The 21675-nt window shown below is 70.7% G+C and carries 20 protein-coding genes and 1 pseudogene; 6 read left to right on the forward strand and 15 right to left on the reverse strand.

Annotated elements, in window-relative coordinates:
- Positions 1-33: 33 nt before the first annotated feature.
- The 3 genes from E0F75_RS05410 to E0F75_RS05420 form a co-directional block, all read right to left on the reverse strand.
- Complete coding sequence (locus E0F75_RS05410; protein WP_187621307.1) at positions 34-903, reverse strand: arpA protein; 870 nt, start codon at positions 901-903, stop codon at positions 34-36.
- Positions 900-1817 carry a trehalase-like domain-containing protein gene (locus E0F75_RS05415; RefSeq protein ID WP_229312516.1) on the reverse strand — a complete coding sequence of 306 codons (918 nt, stop codon included), beginning with the start codon at positions 1815-1817 and terminating at the stop codon, positions 900-902. Before E0F75_RS05415 ends, E0F75_RS05410 begins: the two co-directional genes overlap by 4 nt.
- Before the next feature lie 177 nt (positions 1818-1994).
- The gene (locus tag E0F75_RS05420; RefSeq protein ID WP_187621308.1) at positions 1995-2429 is read right to left on the reverse strand and encodes a hypothetical protein; all 435 of its coding nucleotides are present in this window, start codon (positions 2427-2429) and stop codon (positions 1995-1997) included.
- Between the two features lie 83 nt (positions 2430-2512).
- Here E0F75_RS05420 and E0F75_RS05425 point away from each other — a divergent pair, with 83 nt between their 5' ends.
- Positions 2513-3190: a metalloregulator ArsR/SmtB family transcription factor gene (locus tag E0F75_RS05425; RefSeq protein ID WP_229312562.1), complete on the forward strand. Its 678-nt coding sequence runs from the start codon at positions 2513-2515 to the stop codon at positions 3188-3190.
- 125 nt (positions 3191-3315) lie between these two features.
- On the opposite strand, the gene E0F75_RS05430 is transcribed toward E0F75_RS05425, so the two are convergent.
- On the reverse strand, positions 3316-4488 hold the full coding sequence (locus E0F75_RS05430; RefSeq protein WP_187621310.1) for a PP2C family protein-serine/threonine phosphatase: 1173 nt from the start codon (positions 4486-4488) through the stop codon (positions 3316-3318).
- 318 nt (positions 4489-4806) lie between these two features.
- On the opposite strand from E0F75_RS05430, the gene E0F75_RS05435 reads away from it, so the two are divergent.
- Positions 4807-7473, forward strand: a complete 2667-nt coding sequence (locus E0F75_RS05435; RefSeq protein WP_187621311.1) for a SpoIIE family protein phosphatase/ATP-binding protein — start codon at positions 4807-4809, stop codon at positions 7471-7473.
- Between the two features lie 123 nt (positions 7474-7596).
- On the forward strand, positions 7597-8742 hold the full coding sequence (locus E0F75_RS05440; protein ID WP_187621312.1) for an ABC transporter substrate-binding protein: 1146 nt from the start codon (positions 7597-7599) through the stop codon (positions 8740-8742).
- Positions 8743-8841: 99 nt separating this feature from the next.
- Here E0F75_RS05440 and E0F75_RS05445 read toward each other — a convergent pair whose 3' ends face one another.
- The 6 genes from E0F75_RS05445 to E0F75_RS05465 all read right to left on the reverse strand — a co-directional run bounded on the left by E0F75_RS05445 (position 8842) and on the right by E0F75_RS05465 (position 13193).
- Positions 8842-9087 carry a hypothetical protein gene (locus tag E0F75_RS05445; RefSeq protein WP_187621614.1) on the reverse strand — a complete coding sequence of 82 codons (246 nt, stop codon included), beginning with the start codon at positions 9085-9087 and terminating at the stop codon, positions 8842-8844.
- Positions 9060-9263 (reverse strand): DUF2785 domain-containing protein, encoded by a 204-nt coding sequence (locus tag E0F75_RS40680; RefSeq protein WP_374115370.1) that lies wholly within the window; start codon positions 9261-9263, stop codon positions 9060-9062. Before E0F75_RS40680 ends, E0F75_RS05445 begins: the two co-directional genes overlap by 28 nt.
- 531 nt (positions 9264-9794) lie before the next feature.
- On the reverse strand, positions 9795-10688 hold the full coding sequence (locus E0F75_RS05450) for a hypothetical protein (RefSeq protein WP_187621314.1): 894 nt from the start codon (positions 10686-10688) through the stop codon (positions 9795-9797).
- 59 nt (positions 10689-10747) lie between these two features.
- Positions 10748-11038 (reverse strand): hypothetical protein, encoded by a 291-nt coding sequence (locus E0F75_RS05455; RefSeq protein WP_187621315.1) that lies wholly within the window; start codon positions 11036-11038, stop codon positions 10748-10750.
- 2 nt (positions 11039-11040) lie between these two features.
- A complete protein-coding gene (locus tag E0F75_RS05460) occupies positions 11041-11526 on the reverse strand; it encodes a hypothetical protein (RefSeq protein ID WP_187621316.1) in 486 nt (161 codons plus the stop codon).
- A 32-nt stretch (positions 11527-11558) separates the two neighbouring features.
- The gene (locus E0F75_RS05465; RefSeq protein WP_187621317.1) at positions 11559-13193 is read right to left on the reverse strand and encodes a serine/threonine-protein kinase; all 1635 of its coding nucleotides are present in this window, start codon (positions 13191-13193) and stop codon (positions 11559-11561) included.
- 134 nt (positions 13194-13327) lie between these two features.
- Between E0F75_RS05465 and E0F75_RS05470 the strand changes: the two genes are divergently transcribed.
- Positions 13328-13942: a hypothetical protein gene (locus tag E0F75_RS05470; protein WP_187621318.1), complete on the forward strand. Its 615-nt coding sequence runs from the start codon at positions 13328-13330 to the stop codon at positions 13940-13942.
- A 71-nt stretch (positions 13943-14013) separates the two neighbouring features.
- Here the strand turns inward: E0F75_RS05470 and E0F75_RS05475 are convergent, their stop codons facing one another.
- From E0F75_RS05475 to E0F75_RS05485, 3 genes are read right to left on the reverse strand one after another with little or no spacing between them, the layout of a single operon-like run.
- On the reverse strand, positions 14014-14451 hold the full coding sequence (locus tag E0F75_RS05475; RefSeq protein ID WP_187621319.1) for an NUDIX domain-containing protein: 438 nt from the start codon (positions 14449-14451) through the stop codon (positions 14014-14016).
- Positions 14452-14482: 31 nt separating this feature from the next.
- Positions 14483-14764 carry an SDR family oxidoreductase gene (locus E0F75_RS40685; protein WP_374115371.1) on the reverse strand — a complete coding sequence of 94 codons (282 nt, stop codon included), beginning with the start codon at positions 14762-14764 and terminating at the stop codon, positions 14483-14485.
- 36 nt (positions 14765-14800) lie between these two features.
- A complete protein-coding gene (locus E0F75_RS05485) occupies positions 14801-15130 on the reverse strand; it encodes a hypothetical protein (protein ID WP_187621320.1) in 330 nt (109 codons plus the stop codon).
- 759 nt (positions 15131-15889) lie between these two features.
- On the opposite strand from E0F75_RS05485, the gene E0F75_RS05490 reads away from it, so the two are divergent.
- Together E0F75_RS05490 and E0F75_RS05495 are read left to right on the forward strand one after the other, a co-directional pair.
- Positions 15890-16732 carry a PP2C family protein-serine/threonine phosphatase gene (locus tag E0F75_RS05490; RefSeq protein ID WP_141293870.1) on the forward strand — a complete coding sequence of 281 codons (843 nt, stop codon included), beginning with the start codon at positions 15890-15892 and terminating at the stop codon, positions 16730-16732.
- Positions 16733-16848: 116 nt separating this feature from the next.
- On the forward strand, positions 16849-17868 hold the full coding sequence (locus tag E0F75_RS05495) for an MASE1 domain-containing protein (RefSeq protein ID WP_187621321.1): 1020 nt from the start codon (positions 16849-16851) through the stop codon (positions 17866-17868).
- 827 nt (positions 17869-18695) lie between these two features.
- On the opposite strand, the gene E0F75_RS05500 is transcribed toward E0F75_RS05495, so the two are convergent.
- Together E0F75_RS05500 and E0F75_RS05505 are read right to left on the reverse strand one after the other, a co-directional pair.
- On the reverse strand, positions 18696-20609 hold the full coding sequence (locus E0F75_RS05500) for a hypothetical protein (protein WP_187621322.1): 1914 nt from the start codon (positions 20607-20609) through the stop codon (positions 18696-18698).
- A 634-nt stretch (positions 20610-21243) separates the two neighbouring features.
- Positions 21244-21517, reverse strand: a pseudogene (locus tag E0F75_RS05505) (IS1380 family transposase); the annotation flags it as partial.
- Positions 21518-21675: the final 158 nt, after the last annotated feature.

Here is a 21675-nt window from a genome sequence, read left to right on the forward strand (position 1 = left end):
GGGGGGCGGCGGCTGTGCCGGTCGGTGGGTCGGTCAGTCCAGCAGCGCGTCGCCCCGGACGGCCCGGCCCTCGGCCGCCAGATGCTCGGGCAGTACGCGGCCGAAGAGCTGCCGGGTGCGGGCCACGCTGCCGACGACGCCGGGGCGCTCGCTGTAGGCGAAGATCGCAGAGTGGCGTGCGACGCCGCCCCGGACGGGGCTGACCCGGTGCAGCGAGTAGCGGCCCTTGAACAGCTGCAGGTCACCCGGTTGCAGGGGGAGGCTGCGGACGAGTGCCCCGCCCCGGCCTTCGAGCACGGCCCGGACGTCGTCGAATCTCTCGTCGTGCGCGGACCGGATGCCCGGGCAGTATTCGAAGTCGCCGCCGAACTCGGCCTGTTGGGTGAGCATGCTGACCGTGTACTCGTTGGTGTCGAAGTGCCAGGGGTGTTCCCTGTCCGGCGCCACGACGTTGAGGACGAGCCCGGAGAGCGGGTCCGCGAGTTCGTAGAGCTCCGGAAGTCCGAAGCACAGTGCGACGAAGCGGTGGAACAGTTCGTCGGAGTAGAGCCGGCTGATGACGGCGTCGTCGGGGATGCGGTCCCGGGCGACGAAGGCGTTGCCGCGCTCGAAGGTCTTCCGGCCCGGATGATCGTCCGGCAGTTCCGCGTCCACCGCAATGTTGTAGACGTTGACCGTTTCGGTGTCGAAGTGCGCCCGGGACGCGATGGTCGAGCACTCGCGGCTCAGCGTGTCGCGCAGTGACGGACGGATGAAGTCGGGCAGCACGGTGCAGCCGAGGGCGGACAGTTCACGCCGGGCACGGGACACCACTGCGCGGCCCTCGGCGCTGTCGAGTTCCGACAGGGGGTAGCGGGCGGTGTCGACGACCTGGTCCAGTGTTGCGGCTTCCAAAGAGCTCACTCGATCCTCTCCACGTGGCGGGCAGACCGTTCCGAGGTGTCCTGCCCCCACCTCGGCTCTTCAGTAACTGAACTGACTAGTAACTGAGTTGAAGCTCGCACATCGCCGCCGGATTGTCTGTGACACGCCCCACTGAACCCTGGGGTGTCATTGGGCGGAGCGCCGGTCCTCCCTCGACGCCGCGCCCTGCTCGCGCAGCCCCGGACGACGTCGTCGGCGCCTTGGGCCCCGGCGGCGTCGAGCGGCGTCATGTCGTCCCAGCCGACCCGGACGATGTCGGCTGCCGTGCTCGGGGAGCAGTCGGGCGGTGGACAGTCCTCCGCCATGGCAGGCCGCCCCAGAAGGCGCGGGTGATGTCCGCGGTGTGGGGGTTCGGCGGCGGAGAGGTACGCGCGGACCTGCCGGGCGCTGAGTCCGCACCATGCGCGGCAGCCACCGCCGGCACCATCAGCACCCGGACCGGCTGTCGCCGCCGGCGCACCCGCGCGCCGGGCCAACCGCGTCGCACGGGCCCCGTAGCCGAATCGAGGCCGCACCCTCCACCGCATCGGCACCGCCCCCGATTCGCCGTCGATACGCCGTTGCAGCTCGCACATCGGGGCGAGCGCGCCCTCGTCGTGCAAGGTCAGCGCGTCGGTGACCCCCGCAGTGCCCTGCGGGGTGACGAAAGTCGTCTCCAGGACGTTCGTGCCGGGCAGATAGCGGCGTTCGCTGCGGTAGTGCACCGCCGGTTCGAGGAGGAACCGGCCGCCCCGGTCGGCGTCGAGCACGGCACCGAACACCGAGGGCAAGTCCAGATCCGGCAGTCCGAGCCAGTCCACCGACCCGTCGCGGGCGACCAGCGCCGCGGCGCGGCCATCGCCGATCACTGCGTAGTCGCGCAGCGGAACGTAGCCATCGCTCCGCGATACCACCGGGCGATGGTGATCGGCTCTGGGAGACGTTCACACGGCTTCACCACTCATCGGGCCTGCTCCATCGCTCTCGCACCCGGCTGAGAAGGATTCCAGGCGATCCGAGGAGGCCCGGCGCGGGCGGGTGGTTCCGTGAGGCTCCACCCGCCGGGTGGATTCAGTGCGCTCCGCACCTGTTCACCGCTGCTGCTCGGTGTGGTAGCGCTGGGCGAGCCGGGCGAGCGCGACGGCGCCGAGGAGCAGTCCGAAGTCGCGCAGGGCGACGTCGTAGTGGCCCGGGATGGTCAGCAGGTTGACGATGATGCCGGCCAGCCAGCCGGCCACCAGCCAGCCCCCGAATCGGGGAGCCAGCGCCACGGTGACACCGGCCACGATCTCGATCGCACCCACCGCGTACATGGCCGCCTGGGCGCTGCCGGGAACGATGTCGTCGATCCACGGCGCGAGGTAGATGGGCCAGTCCACGAGCAGGTTGGTGAACTTGTCCAGCCCGAACACGATTGGCGCCACCGTGAAGCCGATACGCAGGATCACGAACGCCTGGTAGCCGGGGTCGGCCAGCGCCGCCCGCCGCCGGGAGGTGGCGCTGGTGCTTGTGGTTACGGAGGACATGTCCCTCTCCTTCTATCGGCAAGGCTCATTTCCTATAGAAGCCCCCTCTCGTTCTTTAGTCAATGGCCGTGGGTTTTACACTGGTGTTCGTGGACACCCCGAAGGAAGTGCGCGACCCCGACGTCTCCGCCATCGCCGCCCTCGACGAGCCGACCCGCAGGAGGCTGTATGACCACGTCGTGCGCCAGTCGAGCCCCGTCAGCCGGGACGAGGCAGCCGCCGCCCTCGGACTGGCCCGGAAGACCGCCGCGTTCCACCTGGACCGGCTCGCCGACGAATCACTGCTCGACGTCATCTACGAGCGCCGCAGCGGACGCTCCGGACCGGGCGCCGGAAGGCCGGCCAAGCTCTACCGCCGCTCGACGAAGCAGGTCGCCGTCAACCTGCCGGACCGCCGCTACGAGCTGGCCGGCCGGCTGCTCGCCCAAGCCGTGGAGGAATCCGACGCGACCGGTGAGCCAGTGCGCCAGGTGTTGCACCGCAAGGCCGAAGAACTCGGCACGCAACTGGGCGAAAAGAACAAGACGGACGTCTTCGAGCTGCTGGAGCGGTACGGCTTCGAGCCACGCCGCGAGGACGATGCCATCGTTCTGGCCAACTGCCCCTTCCACGCGCTGGCCCAGGAACACACCCAGACGGTCTGCGGCATGAACCTCCACCTGCTGCGCGGTGTCCTCAGCGGTCTGGACGAGGCAGGACTCGAGGCATGCCTGGCACCCAGCCCCGGACGATGCTGCGTCCGACTGCGGCAGGCCGCCTGATCAGACCGAGAAGTCAGTCAGGCTGCCGTGCCGGCGGCCCATTCCGCCGCGGCCGAAACGGTCATCGGCGCGGCAGCCGGTTCCGGCCCACCTGCCACAGGGCGGGCTTGACGTGACGACGGGGCCTACCGCGGACCCTGGGCCGGGCCTCCGGTCGACCCGAGCCCCTCGTCTTCGCGCCGGTCGAGAAGGATGACCGCCACATCGTCCGCCAGGCGGCCCTGAGTGTGGCGGACCAATGCCTGGCGCAGGCCCTCCAGGAACGCCTGCCGGGTGTGTTCCCGCATGGTCACCATGGCCTCGGGCAAGTCGAAGAAGGTGCTGTCCCGGTCGCGGGCCTCGATGACGCCGTCGGTGCACAACAGCAGCCGGTCCCCCGGTGCGAACGGATAGCTGTCCATCCGCCCGGGAGGACCGCTGATGAATTCCTCGAGACCCAACGGCGGCAAGGGGGCGGTGGGCATCAAGGGCCGGACCGTGCCGTTGCGCAGCAGCAGCGGCGGCGGATGGCCCCGGTTGATCACCTCAACGTGGGGGTTGTCCGGGATCTGGGCGACGAGCGCGGTGACGAATCCCTCGAGAAGGGCGTCGTCACTGCCGGCCACGCCCGCGCCCGCGGCGTCCCGCCGCAGGGCCGCTTCGCAGTGGTTGACGACCTCCACCAGGTCGTCCTCGTAGTGCACGGACTCCCGGAATGCGCTCAGCACGACCGCGGCGGCCCGTACGGCGGGCAGTCCCTTGCCCCGGACATCCCCGACGATCACCCGGACCCCGTACCGGGTCTGGACCGCGTCGTACAGATCGCCGCCGATCTGCGCGCCCGTCTCAGCCGCCAGGTACATGCTGGCCGCCCTGACGGGGCCCAGCTGGGCCGGCACGGGCCGCAGCAGGACCTCCTGGGCGGCCGTGGCGATCCGGCGGACCTGGTTGAGCTCTTTCTCTCGGCGCGTGCGCGCGGTGCGGCTCATCATGAAGCTCGCCACCGAGACCAGGAACAGGGCGAGGAAGTTCGTGTAGACCTGCTGACCGCCCCAGGCATGGTTGTAGGTGGCGGTGGTCACGCTGACGCCGACGGCCACTCCCGTCGCCGCGAGCGTGCCCTTGGGACCCATCGTCACCGCTGCCAGAGCGGGTGTCGCCACCAGCAGGGGTCCGGTGTACACGACGTGCGCCGGCGTGAGCTCGACGAGGAGCACCAGCAGGGCGACCGCGAAGGGCAGGCACTCCGCGAGGACGAAAAGGACCTGGTGGTGGCCGTCAGCTCCCGGTCCCGGGGGCGAGCGCAAAGGCGCTCTCATGAGTACAGCCTGCCTCACCCGGACGTATGGCCGCCACTCCGGTTCACCGGTCCCCGTGGGCGTCCGGTCGCTGCCGGAATCGGTGATCGCTCCTGCTCGGCGACCGTCGCTCCCCGCTGCCTACGACCCATAGAGGTTAGAAAATGGAGTATGAGCAACCTACTTGAACATTTCCGGCGTTGGCTGCTCGGCTGGACCACGAGCTCTTCCTCTCCCCCTCGGCCTCCTCCCTCAGGACACCACCAGGAGCGTCAGGAGCACCCCCCGTCCCCCAAGGGAAGGGCGCGGCGGCCGCAGCGTCTGTCCTCCCTGCTGAGCGTGCGCAGCGTGGCCGGCGAGGTGTTCCTTCTGCAGCTGGCCGTCGTAGTCCTTCTCGTCGCCGCCGCGGTGGTGGCGCTCGTGGTGCAGGCCCGGAGCGCAGGCATGCTGGACGCCCGGCACCGTACGCTCGCCGCCGCCGGAACGTTCGCCGAGTCTCCGGGAATCGTCGCGGCCCTGCGCAGCCCCCATCCGAGCGCGGTGCTACAGCCGAGCGCCGAGGCGGCCCGGAAGATCGCCGGGGTCGACGGCATCAACGTGTACACGCTCGACGGGGTCACCCTCACCCACAGCGACCCGGAACAGATCGGGAAACACGTCGTCGGCCCCTTCTCCAAGGCTGCGGCCGGCAAGTCCTTCACCGAGACGTTCGAGGGGTCCCTGGGGCGGTCCGTGGTCTCGGTGGTCCCCGTCAAGGACCCCTCCGGCTCCGTCATCGCCATCGTCTCCTCCCCGGTCACGGTCCAGAACGTCCAGAGCATGGTGAACCGGCAGCTGCCGGTCGTCCTCGGCAGCGCAGCCTCGGTGCTCGCCCTCTCCGCGGGCGGGACGGCTCTGGTGAGCCGTCGGCTGCTGCGCCGGACGCATGGCCTGGGACCGGCCGAGATGACGAGGATGTACGAGCACCACGACGCGGTGCTGCACGCGGTGCGGGAGGGCGTACTGATCGTCGGCGACGGCGGACGGCTGCTGCTGGCCAATGACGAGGCGCGGCGGCTGCTGGATCTGCCGGCGGACGCGGAAGGACGCCCCATTACGGACCTGGGTCTGGAGGAGGGGATCGCCGAGCCGATCGCATCGGGCCGTTCCGCGACCGACGAGCTGCACATGGCGGCCGATCGGCTGCTGGCGGTGAACGTCCGGCCCACCGCCCCCTACGGGCAGGCCGGGACCGTCGTCACGCTGCGGGACACCACCGAGCTGCGGGCACTCACGGGCAGGGCCGAGGTGGCCCGCGAGCGGCTGAAGTTGCTCTACGACGCGGGGGTGCAGGTCGGAACGACGCTGAACGTGGAGCGCACCTCGGAGGAACTGGCGGAGGTGGCGGTCCCGCGGTTCGCCGACGTGGTCACGGTCGACCTCCTGGAACCGGTGCTGCGCGGCGAGGAGCCGCCCGAAGCGAGCACCGAGATGCGCCGCACCGCCGCCGTCGGCCTTCAGGGCGCCCACCCCCTCTACCCCGTCGGCAAGCTGATCCGGTTCGTTCCCACCAGTCCCATGGCCGCCGGGCTGGCCGGCGGCCACGGGGTCCTGGAGGCGGACCTGCGCGCCACCCGCGGCTGGCGGGCCCAGGACCCGGCCAACGCCGTGCGGATCCTGGAGCGCGGCATCCACTCCCTGATCGCCGTACCCCTGCGGGCCCGGGGTGTGGTGCTGGGGATGGCCGGCTACTGGCGGGGGCAGGACTCCCCGCCGTTCGACGAGGAGGACGTGTCCTTCGCCGAGGAGCTGACCGCCCGGGCGGCCCTGTCCGTCGACAATGCCCGCCGCTACACCCGCGAGCACACCATGGCCGTCACCCTGCAGCGCAGCCTGCTGCCCCGCGGCGTGCCGGAGCAGTCCGCCGTCGAGGTCGCGCACCGCTATCTGGCCGCCCAGGCCGGGGTGGGCGGTGACTGGTTCGACGTCATCCCGCTGCCGGGCGCCCGGGTGGCCCTGGTGGTCGGCGACGTCGTCGGCCACGGTCTGCACGCCGCCGCCACCATGGGCCGCCTGCGCACCGCCGTGTACAACTTCTCCACCCTCGACCTGCCTCCGGACGAGCTCCTGAGCCACCTGGACGAGCTGGTCACCCACATCGACGCCGACGAGCAGGAATGGCAGGGGATCACCGGAGCCACCTGCCTGTGCGCCATCTACGATCCCGTCTCGGGGCAGGTAGCGGCCGCCACCGCCGGCCATCCGGGCCCCGCTCTGGTCCGTCCCGACGGCACCGTGTCCTTCCCCGAGGTGCCGGTCTCCCCGCCGCTGGGCCTGGGCGAGGGCCTGCCCATGGAGACCATGACGGTCACCCTGCCCGAAGGCTCCCGGCTGGCACTGTTCACCGACGGGCTGATCGAGAGCCGCGACCGCGATCCGGACGCGGGCCTGGCAGCGCTACGCGCCGCTCTGGCCGGGCCCGGGCGCACCCCGGAGGAAACCTGCACCGTGGTGATCGACGCGATGCTGCCCACCAGGCCCAGCGACGACGTCGCGCTGCTGGTGGCGCGCACCCGCCGACTGGACCCCACGCGGATCGCCGAGTGGGACGTATCCCCCGACCCCGCGGCGGTGTCCCCGGTGCGCAACGCCTGCGCCCGCCGACTGGCGGACTGGGGCCTCGAGGACATCGCCTTCACCACGGAACTCATCCTCAGCGAACTGGTGACCAACGCCATCCGCTACGGCACCGAGCCCATCCGGGTGAGGCTGCTGTACGACCGCAGCCTGATCTGCGAGGTCTCCGACGGTTCCAGCACCTCCCCGCACCTGCGCCGGGCCGAGGCCACCGACGAGGGCGGCCGCGGCCTGTTCCTCGTCGCGCAGTTCGCCGAGCGCTGGGGCACCCGCTACACCGCTCGAGGCAAGATCATTTGGAGCGAGCAGGCCCTCCACGACGGGGCCGCACCGCCCGTGATGGATCTGGGGGATGCGCTCCTGGCCGAGTGGGACGACGAGGCGTTCTGAGAACGCGCCGGTACGGCAGCCGCAGGGAAGGCAGCTGGGCACCACCGGCTGGGACTGCGCTGCCGAGGCCACCGAACGTACGCTGGTCTCGATCAGTACGCGACCGCCCGTTATGGAGCCTTTGTGCCCGTACCCCGTCTCCGGACAGCCTCCGTCGCCGCCTGTCTGGCCCTCGCGGCGGCGCCCCTCGGCGCCTGCGGAGACAAGCCCACCGCCGGGCCCAGAGCACCCGCGGTGGCCACCTCCGCCGCAGACGCCGGGGGCATGGCAGCACTCACCGCAGCGGCGGAGAGAGAGGGCTCGCTCAACACGATCGCGCTCCCGAGCGACTGGGCCAACTACGGCGCACTGATCGACGGCTTCGAGAAGAAGTACGGGATCAAGGTCTTGGTGGAGAACCCGGAAGGTACCAGCCAGGACGAGATCAACGCTCTGAAGGAGCGCAGGGGCGAAGGCCGCGCCCCCGACGTGATCGACGTGGGGGGCTCGTTCGCGCAGTCCGCGGCCCGGCAGGGTCTGCTCGCTCCGTACGAGGTCGCCCTGTACGACCAGATCCCCAAGGAACAGAAGGACCCGAAGGCCCGCTGGTACAACAACTACGGCGGCTACATCTCGATCGGCTGTGACGCCAAACGCGTCAAGACCTGTCCCTCGACCTTCGCTGATCTGCGCAAGCCCGAGTACAAGGGTCAGGTCACGCTCAACGGCGACCCCACCAGATCCGGTTCCGCCTTCGCCGGCGTGTATGCGGCGGCCCTGGCAAACGGGGGTTCCTTCGACGACATCCAGCCCGGTATCGACTTCTTCGCCGAGCTCAGCAAGAACGGCAACTTCATCCCCGTCGAATCTACCCCGGCCACGATCGCGAACGGCCGGACCCCGATCAGCATCGACTGGGACTTCCTCAACCTCGGATACGCCGACGAATTCCGCGAGAAGGGCGTGGACGTCGACTGGCGGACCGCCATCCCCTTCGACGGCAGCTTCGCCCAGTACTACGCGCACGCGGTGAACAAGGACGCCCCGCACCCCGCGGCGGCACGTCTGTGGCAGGAGTACGTCTTCAGCCCGGAAGGCCAGAACATCCGGCTCGGCGCCTATGCGCGCCCCGTCCTCATGGACGCCATGGAGAAGGACGGCACACTCGACAAGGCCGCCGCGGAGAAACTGCCGACGGTCGAGGGCACGCCGACGTTTCCGACAGAGGCACAGACAGAGAAGGCGAGAGAGACCGTCAACCGCGGCTGGGCCGAGGCCGTCCCGGGCTGAGGACCGGGGGCGGTCCTGGCCGGGCGTGCGCCCGCCCCGGCCTCACACCGTTGGCCACAGCACTCGCGGCTGCCGCCCGGCCCAGACTGCAGGCCATGCTCACCGTTTGGCGATGAGATCGAGGACCTCGGCGAGACGGCTCCTGACCGCCTCGCGGTGGTGTGCGTCCGGTGCCGACTCAGCGCTCGGCTCCGAGGCGGGCGGCGATCGCGTAGTCACGTCGCGTTCGCCCATGTCGGGTCGAGTGAGGATGCGGGCGACCGCCCCGCCCAGGCGGTCGTCCTCCAACTGGTCGAATACGTGACCGGCAGGAGCCGTCAGTCGCGCGGCTGCGATGTCCGGCATCCGCGCCGGCCAACCTCGGAGTGGCAACCGAAGCGGCCCAGTGTGTCCGCGCCGTGCGCGACCCCATGGAGCCAGCCGAGCTTCTCGTCATGGCCGCGCAGATCCTTCTCCATCGGGTACCAACACTCGAACTCGTCTACCCATCCAGCCCTGAAGTCCCCCCTTCTCACGAGCATGCAAATTGAAGCGGGGCCCGGACATCCACACGGCCAGGCGCGCACCTTTCCTGCCGCGCCAAGCCATGGAAATCCGCCTGCCCTCCGGGGCAGGTACGCCCGGCCGGACGGTCCGACGGCAGGAGCCCTCCGGGGCGGCCCGTCGGGGCGGCGGGTGGTCGGGCCGACCTCGGCCTGCCCGCCGTCCTGGGCCCGGGCGGCGGGCGAGACGGTCACCAACTCCTCCGACCCTCATCGAGTACGAAACGAGCTGCGGAATCAAGGTCTGGGGACACTCCGGCGGCATCCACGGCCCCTCGACCCAAGCCTTCGGCACCAAGGACGGCGGGCAGGTGATCGCCCTGAACTGCAACGGCGACTGGGTCGGCGGCGGCAAGAACGTCGTCTCGGCCGAGTTCTGCACGCTCCCGACCTCGACCCAGCCGCCGGCTCCCGCCACGTCCGGCTGACGTTGCGGATGATCAGCCCTTCGGGCCGCTGTCCGCACCGGCGGACGGCTCGCGTACGTGAATTGGGCGACCGTCCCTCGCCTCACACGCAGGAGTAGCTGAAGGTGCCCTCGCCCTCGATCGGTGAGCCTGCGGGGCCCAGGACCTGGAGCCGGGCGGTACCCCGGAACAGGCCAGGGCCGCGGACCGTCCATTGGAGATGGACGGTGACCTTGTGGTCGCCGCGGCGGACTGTGTGGGTCAGCTCACCTGACTCCTGCCCGTCGCTGCGCAGCCAGCGGTAGGTGATCGGCCCGCCACTGCCGTCGGTGGTCATGATGCCGATCAGGTCGGCTGTCTGGCCGCAGCTCAACCGCTGCGTGGGTGCTTTGACTTCGACCGTGGCGACAGTCGGGCCGGACGTCGGGCGCAGCAGCAGCCACAGCACGACGGCGAGCGCGGTCAGCACCGCGGCCGCCCCGAGCCGACCGGCTCGCCGTCGGCGAAGGCGACGGCGTCTGGGGACGGGCGCGGCAACCGGCCACACGGCGCGGAGGCTTTCCTGCCCGCCGCGGGGAACTCCGGGGCCGAAGCGCAGCAGAATGTCGCGGTCGCCGACTCCGGCGGGCGCCGGGGCAGGAAACGATCCGGGACGGCGATTCCTCTTGCTGAGGACGGTCGCCTGCTCGTCGGTGGCAGCGGCGGACCGCGAAGCCCGACCACGGCGGCCGAGGGCGGTGGCCTCAAGGTCGGTCCCCTCGGTGCCGGTAGCGGCGGGATCGGTCGTGTCAAGGCTGGTCGCCTCGATGCCGGTCGTGGCGGGGCTGGTCGCGGCGCGGTCCCCCGGCTCACGGTCCCCCGTCTCGCCGTGCTTCGCCTCCGGGCCAGGGGCCTCGGAGCCGGGCGTCACCGGGCCGGGCGCCTCGCGGTTCACAGCCGTGCGGCCCGTCGCCTCCGGCGCGGGCGCCTCTCCTCGGTCGCTCGCGTCGGCACCCATCGCTCCCCGGCCCGCCGCCTTCGGGCCGACGGGCTCGGAGCCCGCCGCCCCACCGCCCGTCACCTGCGGCCCGGTTGCGACACGGTGAGGTCCGTCAAGGCGGCGGCTGCCGCCGCGCGCAGCGCGGTCCGGCGCAGGAAGTCCGCGGGAAGTGCCGCGCGCCCCGAGACGAGGGTCGCGCGGGCGGCTCCGAGGCCGTCGGACTCGGCGGTGCCAGAGCAGCGGGCGAACAGGTCCGCTGCCTCGGTGCCGACCGCGGTCCAGGCGTTGCCGAGCATACGGGCGAGAGCCGCCCACGCGGTGATGTCGTCGTGACACGCGGAGGCCGTCGGCGTGCCGGACAGTGCCATGCTCAGCGCCACCTCGGCGAGCAGGGCGGTGCCGTCCGGGGCGAGTACGACGTGAGCGATCCGTGGGCGAGCCCCGCCACGTGCAGGGCGAGCAGTGTCTGCGCGGTCTCGTTGAGGATGCTCGCCGCGCTGCCCGCATCCGCCTGTGCACGGTTGGCGGTCAGTACATCGGCGACCGTGGGAGACGGCGGGCGGGCGACGATCAGCCACACGTCCCCGGCTTCCTCCACCAGGTCGACCGTGGCCGGCACACCCGGCAGCCGGAGCTTCGCCACGGCGACCACCGCGGTCGCAAGGCGTGACCGTGCACCCTCGGGAGCGAGCAGGGCGCGGTCGATCCGCAGCACGCCGAGCGGCGGATCGCCGGCGGGGCCGGGCAGCAGGGCGTGCCAGGTGCCGAACCGCCCGTCACGTGACCAGTCCGACAGGGCACGCCCGGCGACGGTAGCGGGCGTCGCCGATGTCGCAGATGCCGCGGGTGTCGTCATCGCGTTCTGTTCTCCTCGGTGGTCGCTGTCGCTCAGCACGGCGGCGCGTCCGCCGAGGCCGTCTGACGTCCGCTCGCGGACTGCGGGCTGCTGCTGACGGCGATGTTCCAGGTGCCTCTGCACGGGTGGTTCGAGAAGTCGCCCGTGAAGGTGACGGAGTACTCCGTGCCTCCCGACAGCCGCCGGCTCTGCGAACCGTGGGGTTCGGCGGGCGTGTTGGCGTAGAAATCCGCGGTGAGCGTCAGCGTCCCGGTGCCCGTGGTACGGACGGTCACGTCGGCGATCAGCGTGCTGTTCGGTCCCCGGCGCAAGGAGGCGATGGCGATGGTGATCGTGCCCGGTGTCGGCGGTACGGGGGAACTCGCCGTCGGGGGCGGAGCGGGGGTCGAGGGGGCTGGTCCGGGTTTGCCGCCTGAGGGAGGGGTGGTGGTCACGGGGGGAGTGGTGCCCGTGGAGTTGTCGGTCGGGGAGGCGCTCGGCGAGGGGTCGGCCGAGGCGGTGCGGGACGGTGATCCGGTCGGTGTGGGCGTGGTCGCACTCGGCGAGGGGGCGAGGGATGCGGAAGGACCGGAAGGCGAGCCGGAGGCGAAAGTCGAGGACGGTACGGAAGTGGCGGTCGTCGTCGTTGTGTCGGGCGTACGGGCTGTCACGACCGTCACCCCTCCGGCGACCACCGCGAGCCCGGCCACCCCGACGGCCGCCTTCCAGATGTGGGGCTTGAGCCGCCCGAGTACGGTCAGCGCCGGTGTGGCTTCGAAGACGGCCGACGTCGTCGCGAACGGGAACAACAAGGCGAGCAGGGTGGTGAGTTCGGCGACTCTGCGGCGTCCCCGCTCCTCCCAGTCCGCGCCGTACGCGTCGGTGGCGGTGCGTTCGAGGTCGGCGAGGAACGCGTCGATGCCGGGCCGCTCCGCCGGGTCCTTCGCCATGCCCCTGCGCACCAGGTCGCGTACCGCCTCGGGTACGTCGTCCACGGCGACGGGCGCTCGCAGGTGCTGGAGCCGCAGGGCCGTCACGTCGTCGCCGCGGAACGGCCGCCGGCCGGTGAGGCACTCGAAGAACACGGCTGCCGCGGCGTACACGTCGCTCGCGGGCCCAGCGGGCTCGCCGTCCCACTGCTCGGGAGCCATGTAGGCGGGCGTGCCGGCGGCCTCCGTCTCGCGGCCGGTGCGTACGGCGATGCCGAAGTCGGCGAGCGTGCTCGAACCGTCGCTGCGGACCAGCACGTTCTCCGGCTTGTAGTCGCGGTGTACCACCCCGGCCGTGTGGGCCGCGCCGAGCCCGAGGAGCGAGCCCTTGAGCAGGACCAGAGCCGCCTCCGGGCCGGTGGCCCGGTGCGCGCGCAGCAGTTCGCGGAGGCTTACCCCGTCCACCGCCTCCATGACGATGGCGGCGCCCAGGCGGGCCTCCACATACTCGTACAGCCGCACCACGCACGGGTGCCGCAGTTCGCCGAGCAGCCGTGCTTCGGCGCGGAAGCGGGCCAGGAACTCCTGGTCGGAGTGGAGCCGCTCGCTCAGGTACTTGATCGCCACGGGTACGCGCGTCGCCTCGTGCCGCGCCAGTACGACGCGGCCCCCGGCACCTTCGCCGAGCGTGCGGACGGCGACGTAGCCGGGCACGGCCCAGCCGCCGTCACCGTACGGAGCATCCTGTACGTCCCTCATGCCGCCCCCTCCACGGCCGCGCCGTCAACCAACCGCGCCGGACGCCGTCCGCCCTCCGCGCGACGCCGCTTCACGCGTGGAACGAGACCCCGGCCCTGCTGTTCAGCACGGAGATCCCGACGGACGGAGGCACGATGGCCGTCCAGGCCCTTGAGGCGCCGGGCAGCGGCGGCCGGTTGTCCCCGACAGAGGGCCGGGAGCCGAACCTGAACGCGTCTCCGACGCAGGCGAACGTGATGCCGGACATCCACCCGCCGGCCAAGGGCCTGGTGGCTCCCGATCCAGTGCGGGGCTGCCACGTGCAGCCGAAGGACTTCGCCTGGTTCCAGGAGTCCCTGGCGCATACCACCGCGGCGGGCCTCATGGCCTTTACGGGCTCCGGCCACGCCACCGCCCGCCACCTCACCGAGCGGCAGGGTCACAAACGCTTCACCGGCCTCGAACACGCGGCCAGCACGAGTGTGCAGGACGCTGCCCACACGCTCCTGGGGACCGAGTACGTCGGCACCGACCACGTCTTCCGCCTGAACGGTCCTCGCGTCGAGGCGTTCTCCGGCGTGGACCAGGCACTCTTCCGTCTCCTCGCCAGGGGCGACGTCGAGGAGTACCGCGCCGTCGTCCACGCCGGCCGCGACACCCGCCCCCGGCTCACCTTCGACAAGAGCTGGGGAGGCCCCGTCGCCGTCCACGCCGACGGCTCCGTCTTCGCCCTGCGGTTGCTGCCGGGGCAGGACGAGAAGCCCCGGTAGGACCGGGGATCGCCGTCCGGGCCGACCCTCCTCGGAGCCGGCCCCGACGGGATGTCGATCTGCTTGCAGGCTCAGACCGGTACCCCGGCTCCAAGGCTCCCGGCGCCGATGGCTCCCCTCAACACGTTGGTAATCTCCTCGGGCTTGAGGTCGATGCCGTCGAGCCCCTCCAGAGTCAGCGGGACCTCCTCCAGCGCGTACTCGCCACGGCCTTCGGCACTGAACTCGGGGCCGGTGCGGGCGTCGAAGGACCAGGTCGCGATGCGGGCGAGGTAGAAGAGTTGGCGCTCGTCGTCGGACTCCATCGTGTGGAGGAGGCGGACGATGTTGGGCTTCCCCGCGATCTCCTCGTGGATCTCACGGTGGAGGGCGGCCTCCCGGGTCGCGTCGCCGGGTTCGACGCCGCCGCCGGGAAGGACCCAGTACTCGGGGATGCCGGGCCGGGTGCGGCGGATGACCAGCATCGTGTCGTCGGGGGTGATGAGGACGGCGCGGACTCGTTCGATCATTTCGGTTCGTCTCCTTGCTTGTTGACGGTGTTCAGTGCAGCAGCCAGCCGTCGTCGACGTGGACGGACTGCCCCGTGACGAGAGAGGCGGACCGGCCCACAAGGAATGCCACCAGGGCCGCGACGTCCTCGAGCCGGCCACGGCGCGGGACGCACTGGCCCCGAGGTAGCGACGGGGGTGTGCGGAGCCCCAGACCGGGGCCGGCTCGTGCTGCGGGGCGCGCCGGTCGGTGTCGAGGACCGCGGCCAGCGCCTCCGGCCAGGTTGGTTGGGACGGGGGCCACCTGCGAGACGGTGCCGACGCGCACGGACATTGCCCGGAGCCTCCAGGTTGGCAAGCGCCGCCGCGATCACTTCGTCCCGGTCGGCGTAGCCAGTCGCCGCGGGGCATTGAGGCCGGCGTCCTGTAGTCGCTTGCGCTCGGTGGACGCCGCGTTCTTCAGGACCTGCCAGTCGCTGGCCAGGTGCTCAGCCCACTCCCACGCGACGGGCTCGGGTACCCAGGTCTCGACGCGTATGCCTGCCAGTCGCTGAGCCAAGCGCTCAAGGTGGTCGAGATCGGTCCGGGCATGACCGTAGGCGTTCGCGTCGAAGACCACTGCCTTGAGCTTCTCACGGAGGGGTGAGGTCAGTCGGAGCTTCGCGCTGTCCGTAGATCGCGCTTGGGATTTGCTTGCCATGGCGGGATTCTCTAACCGCAGCGCAGCCCCTTGTGGACGCTCGCGGAATCTCGTCGGCTTCGGGCGCCCCGGCTGAGTGCCGGACCGCCGTCATGATCAAGTGCGGGCCACAATGCCTGTCCGCCTAGGCCGAGTCCTGTCGCTCGCGTTCGGCGCGGACGGCCGCACCCCGCACGCGGCGGGGGCGCGCGTCCCCGTCCAGACGTACGACATCGACCCGGCGCGGGCGGTCACCGAGGTGTGCCGCCGCGCCGGAGAAGCGCTCTCGCCCGCCGAGTGGCGGACGTACCTGCCAGGCATCCCCTACCGGAAGGTTGCTGAGCGGCGCCCGCGAGACCGGCCGGCGCGCCCGGGGGACGAGGGTGTGGTTCGTGGTCGTGCCCGGCGTCCTTGGGGCCGTCGGTGCCTTGCCGCGAGGTCAGGCAGGCACCGGGCGGCGGGTGCGGCGGGTGACCTCCGGGCGAGTCTCGCGGCGTCGGCGTGCTCGGTCCGGACAGAGGTCAGGGGCGGGGCGATGCCTTCGATCTCGCCGAACCGCTGTTCGTTTCCGGCGGTGTGGGGTGGCCCCGCTGGGGATCCGCCGCGTTCTCCGCCGATGAGATGCGGACGCCGCCGCGTTCTCCGCCGATGAGATGCGGACGCCGTCCCCTCCGGGCAGAGTGGGGAAGGACCTGTTCGTACCGAGGTGGTCCCCTGTGGTCCCGCGTGCTGGAGACGGGACGGAGTGATGCGAGGATTGTCGTGACGTCGGAGTGATCGATGTTCCGCAGACGGCCGGCCGACAACAGCGAGGACCTTCTGGTCCGGCTCGGGTCGCTGACCGCCAGGGCGCGGGAGTTGGCCGAGACGCAGCGTTCCCGTGTCGAGCTCGCCGTGGCCCTGCAGCGCGACATGCTGCCCTCGGACCTGCCCAGTTTTCCCGGCGCCCGGCTGGCCGTCCGCTATGAGCCCGCCAATCACGGGCTCAATGTCGGCGGTGACTGGTACGACGCCTTTTCCCTGCCCGGCGGGCAGATCGGCATGTCCATCGGTGACGTGCAGGGGCACAACATCGAGGCCGCCGCCTTCATGGGACAGGTCCGCGTGGCACTGCGCGCGCTGGCCTCCGTCACCGGAGACCCGGGAGAGCTGCTCGGTCGCACCAACGACCTGCTGATCTCTCTGGGCGCCGACCTCTTCGCCACCTGCACCTTCCTGCGGCTCGACCCCGCTGCCGGCACCCTGGAGTGCGCCCGGGCCGGTCACATCCCCTACATCTGGGCCACCACCGATGGCCGCTCCGGTATCGACGACAGCGAGGGCGGGCCTCCGCTCGGTGTGCTGCGCGGCGTCGACTACCCGGCCACGCGCCACCGGCTCACCGCCGACGGTGTCTTCGTCCTCCTGACCGACGGGGTGGTGGAGGGGCCCTCGCTCCACGTCGACGAGGGTCTGGACCGGGTGACGCGGCTCGCCGGGATCACCGCCGTCGCCGGGCTGGACGTCGACGCGCTCGCCACCGCCGTCATGAAGCTGGCGGCCACGGTGGGACACGAGGACGACGCGGCCGTCCTGGTCGTCGGCCATGACGGCGGTCCGGCGCGGTCGGCGGCCGAGGAGTGAGGGGAGGGGGCTCTCCTCGGGCCGGGTCGGTCCTCGGACCGGCCCGGCCCGTGCCGTACGGCGGCGCCCGACACGCAGGGGTCCTTGCCCGGTCGTGGCGGCCCGGCCGGTGTCTGATGGCTGACGTGTTGGACACTCGGCAGTTCCGGCCCTCTACGGAGGCGGCTCTGATGTCGCTGGCCGTGACGGTTTGCTACTACGCGGCCGGACGACTCGGCCTGATGGGGCGCCTCGTCGTCGAAGACGTGGTGGCCACCCCCATCTGGCCTCCCACCGGCGTCGCCGTCGCCGCCCTGCTGCTGCTCGGCGCGCGGGTCTGGCCTGGGATCGCCCTCGGCTCCTTCCTCGTCATCACCTCCCTCACCGCTCCGGGGCCCACCACAGTGGTCACCGTGGTGAGCAACACCGTCGCGCCGCTCTGCGCCTTCCTGCTGCTGAGACGGGCCGGCTTCCGGCGCGACATGGCGCGGCTACGGGACGGACTCTCCCTGGTCTTCCTCGGCGGGTTCGGCGCCATGCTGATCAGCGCGACCGCGGGGGTCGGACTACAGGTGGCGAAGGGCTCCCTGGACAAGAGCGAGTTCTGGCCCGTCTGGCTGGCCTGGTGGGTGGGCGACACGATGGGGGTGCTGCTGGTCGCCCCGCTCCTGCTCGTCCTCGCGGGGCCGGCCGGACGGTTCCGGGTACGGCGCTGGAAGGAGGCGGCCTTTCTGGGGCTGACGACCCTGGTCCTCATGCCCATCGCCGTGCTCAGCCCGATGAGCATGCTCTTCCTCGTCTTCCCCCTGCTGATCTGGGCAGCACTCCGCTTCCAGCTCGCCGGAAGCATGCTGTGCGCGCTCTTCGCCTCCGTGCTCACCACCTTCGAGGCGACCTCCGGGCGGGGCGCGTTCCTCCGCCTGACGGACGTCGAGATCATGGCCAAGCTGCAGGCGTTCAACGGTTCCGCCGCCCTGACCGCCCTGCTTCTCTCCTCCGTCATCACCGAGCAGCGTGCGACCCGCCGGTCGGTGCGCCGCGCCTGCCAGGAACTGGCGGAGGTCCTGGAGCACCTCACGGCGGGCGAGCCCTCGCCGGGTCCACCCGGCACCGCCGAGAGCCGGGCAGCCCCACCCGGCGGGCCCCGGAATCCGTGATCCCCGCGCCGGAGCCGGCGCAGGGATCAGGAGCCGTACAACGACTGCAAGGCATGGGAACTGTCCGGCGCTGACAAGCTGGTGCGTGATTGCGTGAGAGATGAACGGTCCTGTCGGGCCATGTCGCGAACCATCCGATCCAGCCCAAGAATCGTGCTCAGGCGCCTGCTGCGGGTCGAAGGTCAGCAAGCGGGGACACGGCTGGGACGCATGCTGACCGTTTGCTGACCTGAGGGGGGCACATGATGCCCCTGGCCTGCGGCGACGCCAAGTAGTCAGATCTTGGACTTGAACATGGTGCGCAGCATTCTGGACTCCCGGAAGACGGCTCCCTGCCCGCTTTTTGCAGGTCAAGGGCGTTGCTCACTGTACCGACAGGGGCGTTGCACACCAAGAAGCCCAGGAAGATCGATCGGACCCGAAAGGAGTCCGCCGTCAGGCGTTCCGCAGGTGGTCGCGCGGTCGTCGCACCGCCCAGCCGACCTCCGTCTCGAACGACCTGAGGACCGCTGCTGACCGAATGCGACCTGCCTGACGCATAATCAGGTTTGGCGCGCGAGACCCGCCGCTCGACGGTGTTTCGGCGCGCATAGAGGCCGGCGGCCGCCCGGGTGGTGTTCAAGCCACGCTGCACGCCGGTCAGGAGTGCCTGCCGTAATGCAGCGTCGGCTTCGACCGACGGCCCGAGAGTGTTGATGACGAACCGACCTGCGCCGGCGCGAGCCTTCGTGAGCTCGACGTCGGCGTAGGCGGTGAACGCCGGTCGGAACGTGGCGACGGAGACGGAACGCGTGCGTGCTCCCCTTCAGGACGTCGGCTCGCCGTCCTCAGTCGCTGCCCGCGTGCGCGGCGGCGGACGAGGACGCCGGGACCTCGTCGGTCCGCACCAGGTCATGGGGCACACAGGGCGATTCCATCCGTGAGACGAGGTCCGTCAAGGAGGCAATCGCGCGCAGGAGGTCCCGGTGCAGATAGCCGTCGCCGTCCGCGGAGGGGGCCACCCCTGTCTCCTGGAGCTGCTGAGCGATCTCCTCGATCGTGGCGGAGAGCGGTGAGCCGGGTGGTACGTCCACGACCTTCCCACCGATGACGATCAGCCCACCGTCCACGCCTTCCGCCCCGAAGAGCCGTGTCTCGGGTCCGGCCATGAACCGGAGATCCGGCCGCTGCGTCACACTGAGCCGCACCGTCCGCGCGGCGGCGTCGATGTCCAGCACCTTCACCCGAATCAGAGGAGCCGACCCCGTCGGATCGTCGGGGTCCCCGCGGAGGAACTCGTCGCCCTCCCGGAGGTCCTGCCGACCGCCGCTCTCGGTCGCGGTGAGGAGGAACGACCTGCTGTAGGTGAGCTCGTGCACCAGAACGCAAGGCTCCGGAATCGCCGCGTCCCAGCGTTCCTTGACACGGAACTCGAAGAAGTACGGGCCGACGCGCGCGCAGAGGTGGCCAGGAAGGTCATGCCGGTGGAGCGGTCGCAGGTCGACGAGCACGTCGGACTCCGTGGCTCCCGCCTGCCAGACGCGCGTCATGTCGAGCCAGCCCTTGCCCCACATGGAGGCGGCGTTCAGACCGGGACCGATCCGCCAGATCGGCCGCCCGGCGCTGTCCAGCTCCGCATAGACGGGATGCGGCGCCATATAGGGGGTGCGGTTGCTCATGACGTCCCAGTGGTCCCCGTACTCGTAACCTCCGCCCCAGGAGTGGTCGAGACCGTGGACATGCCCCATCTCGTGTCCGACGAGACTCGGGGCCAGCGACGTCATCCCCTGCGAATCCCTGCCGTCGCCGGAAACCGCGCCCTCCGGGATGCCGAAGAGGTCCGTGGGGGGATGGGTGACGACAAAGATCCGGTTCGCATAGGGCGCCAGATTCTCGCCCGCGTTGAGCACGGCCTGGCGCGCCCAGGTGATCAGGTCCCTGCGTCCCTGCGGGTTGCCTCCTGACCCGACGTAGTCGGATTCCTTCTGGGAGAGCCGGTGCCAGCCGAGCACGCGTGAGGTGCTGAGGTCGAGATTCCCGTGGGACATGTCCCGGTAGAAGTCGACCAGGTTGAACTTGCCCGCGCCCGCGGTCGTGCACATCTCTTCGAAGCGCTCACGAGTGAAGGGCGTCGGGGTCGTGGCATCACTGAACTGGACCAGCAGGAAGGCCCACGGGTATGACGGCCTACCCGGCGGACGCAGGAAGATGATCTCCTCCCAGTCCTTGGCGAAAGATCCGTCGGGGATGACGGTGACATCCTGGAGGACGTTGTTGCTGTTGATGGTGCCGATGAGCCCACGCCCCTTGGACGCGCTGTAATACAGAATCCGGTCACCACTCAGCGCCGTAATCTGCGTCCAGTCCTTGGCGAACGAACCAGCCGGGATGACCGTGACATCCTTCAGAACATTGCTGCTGTCGATGGTGCCGATCAGCCCACGCCCCTTGGACGCGCTGTAATACAGAATCCGGTCACCACTCAGCGCCGTAATCTGCGTCCAGTCCTTGGCGAACGAACCAGCCGGGATGACCGTGACATCCTTCAGAACATTGTTGCTGTCGACAGTACCGATGACCCCACGCCCCTTGGACGCGCTGTAATACAGGATGCGATCTGACATCACATAACCTTTCCGAACCGCGTCCGCGCCTGTCGATGGCCAGAGGCAACGAGCCGGTGAAGCCCTTCGGATGGCATCTCTGCCCGGCGCCGTTCCGGCGTGGCGACATCGCTCGTGCGTGAGAACATCGGATGCCATGGAAGTCAGGGGCGACGCTATGCAGTCACTCGTATGACCTGCCCCCGCAGAGAGCGCCCGAGCGCCGACCAAGCGGCAGGGGACTCTCCTTCAATTATCGTCGTACCCCCGAAATGCGCGAGCCGAGATCTCGTAGTAGCGCGGTGGAACCACGACGCACCTGCCACCCACGCCACCGTGACCGACGCGGAGATGACCCAGTCGATCAGCACCGTCTCGCCGCGCGCAACCTGCTGCCGCAGAGCACTCTCCGGACTCCGGCTGCCCATCCGCCGAGCTGATCGTGGCCATCAAGCAGGCCTCGGCGTCACCCTCGCCGTCCCGGTCCTGCCGGACAGCCCGTCCCCGGCCCGTTCCGGTGCCTGCTTCGGTCGCACCGCCTTCACAGTCGCCGCCGTCCATCGCGGCACCAAGGCCATCGCGGTGCCGAGTCGACAAGGGGACCTGCCGTCCTTACCCGATCCCCCACTCGGCAGACATGCCGAGAATGGCGGGCGAAGTACGCCACCCGCGCCGGCACACCTGCTGTCGAGGGCCTGGCGCAGCACGGAGGAGTTCTCCTCGGGCAGCACGTTCAGGTGGGTAATGGCCTTGGGTTGAGCGCGACTTCCTCGGGAATGCACGGGTGTGGCGCGGCGGCCCGGATGCGGTCCTCGGCGCGGGGCCGTCGGCGGTGCCGCGGTTCGAGTACGGCGATCGGGACGCCGGCGGTATCGGTGGCGAACGCGGCCGGCCGAAGGCCGTCGGCGTCGGTGCAGCGCAACTGGGCGCCGGGGTCCGGGCGTTCCTTGCGAGCATCAGCGGCATGCCCTGCGGCCGGCCCGTGAGGAGGTCGCCGACAAGTTCGGCGATCCCGGTGCGCCGTACCTGATCTCGCCGCCCGGCTCGACGGCGACCGCCCACGTGGCACGTCACCCGATCGCGAAGATCGACAGGTCGGATTCGATCGCCCGCCGGGAAGGCCCGGTCTCAGAGTCGCCGACGAAGGGCCGCCCGTCGTCCCGGCAGGTCCGGCAGGTCCGGCAGGTCAGCCGGAACTGTGGCCGGTGGCAGAGCTGGTGCACCT

It is taken from the genome of Streptomyces sp. CB02980 (genome assembly GCF_014451325.2).
Classification (GTDB): domain Bacteria; phylum Actinomycetota; class Actinomycetes; order Streptomycetales; family Streptomycetaceae; genus Streptomyces.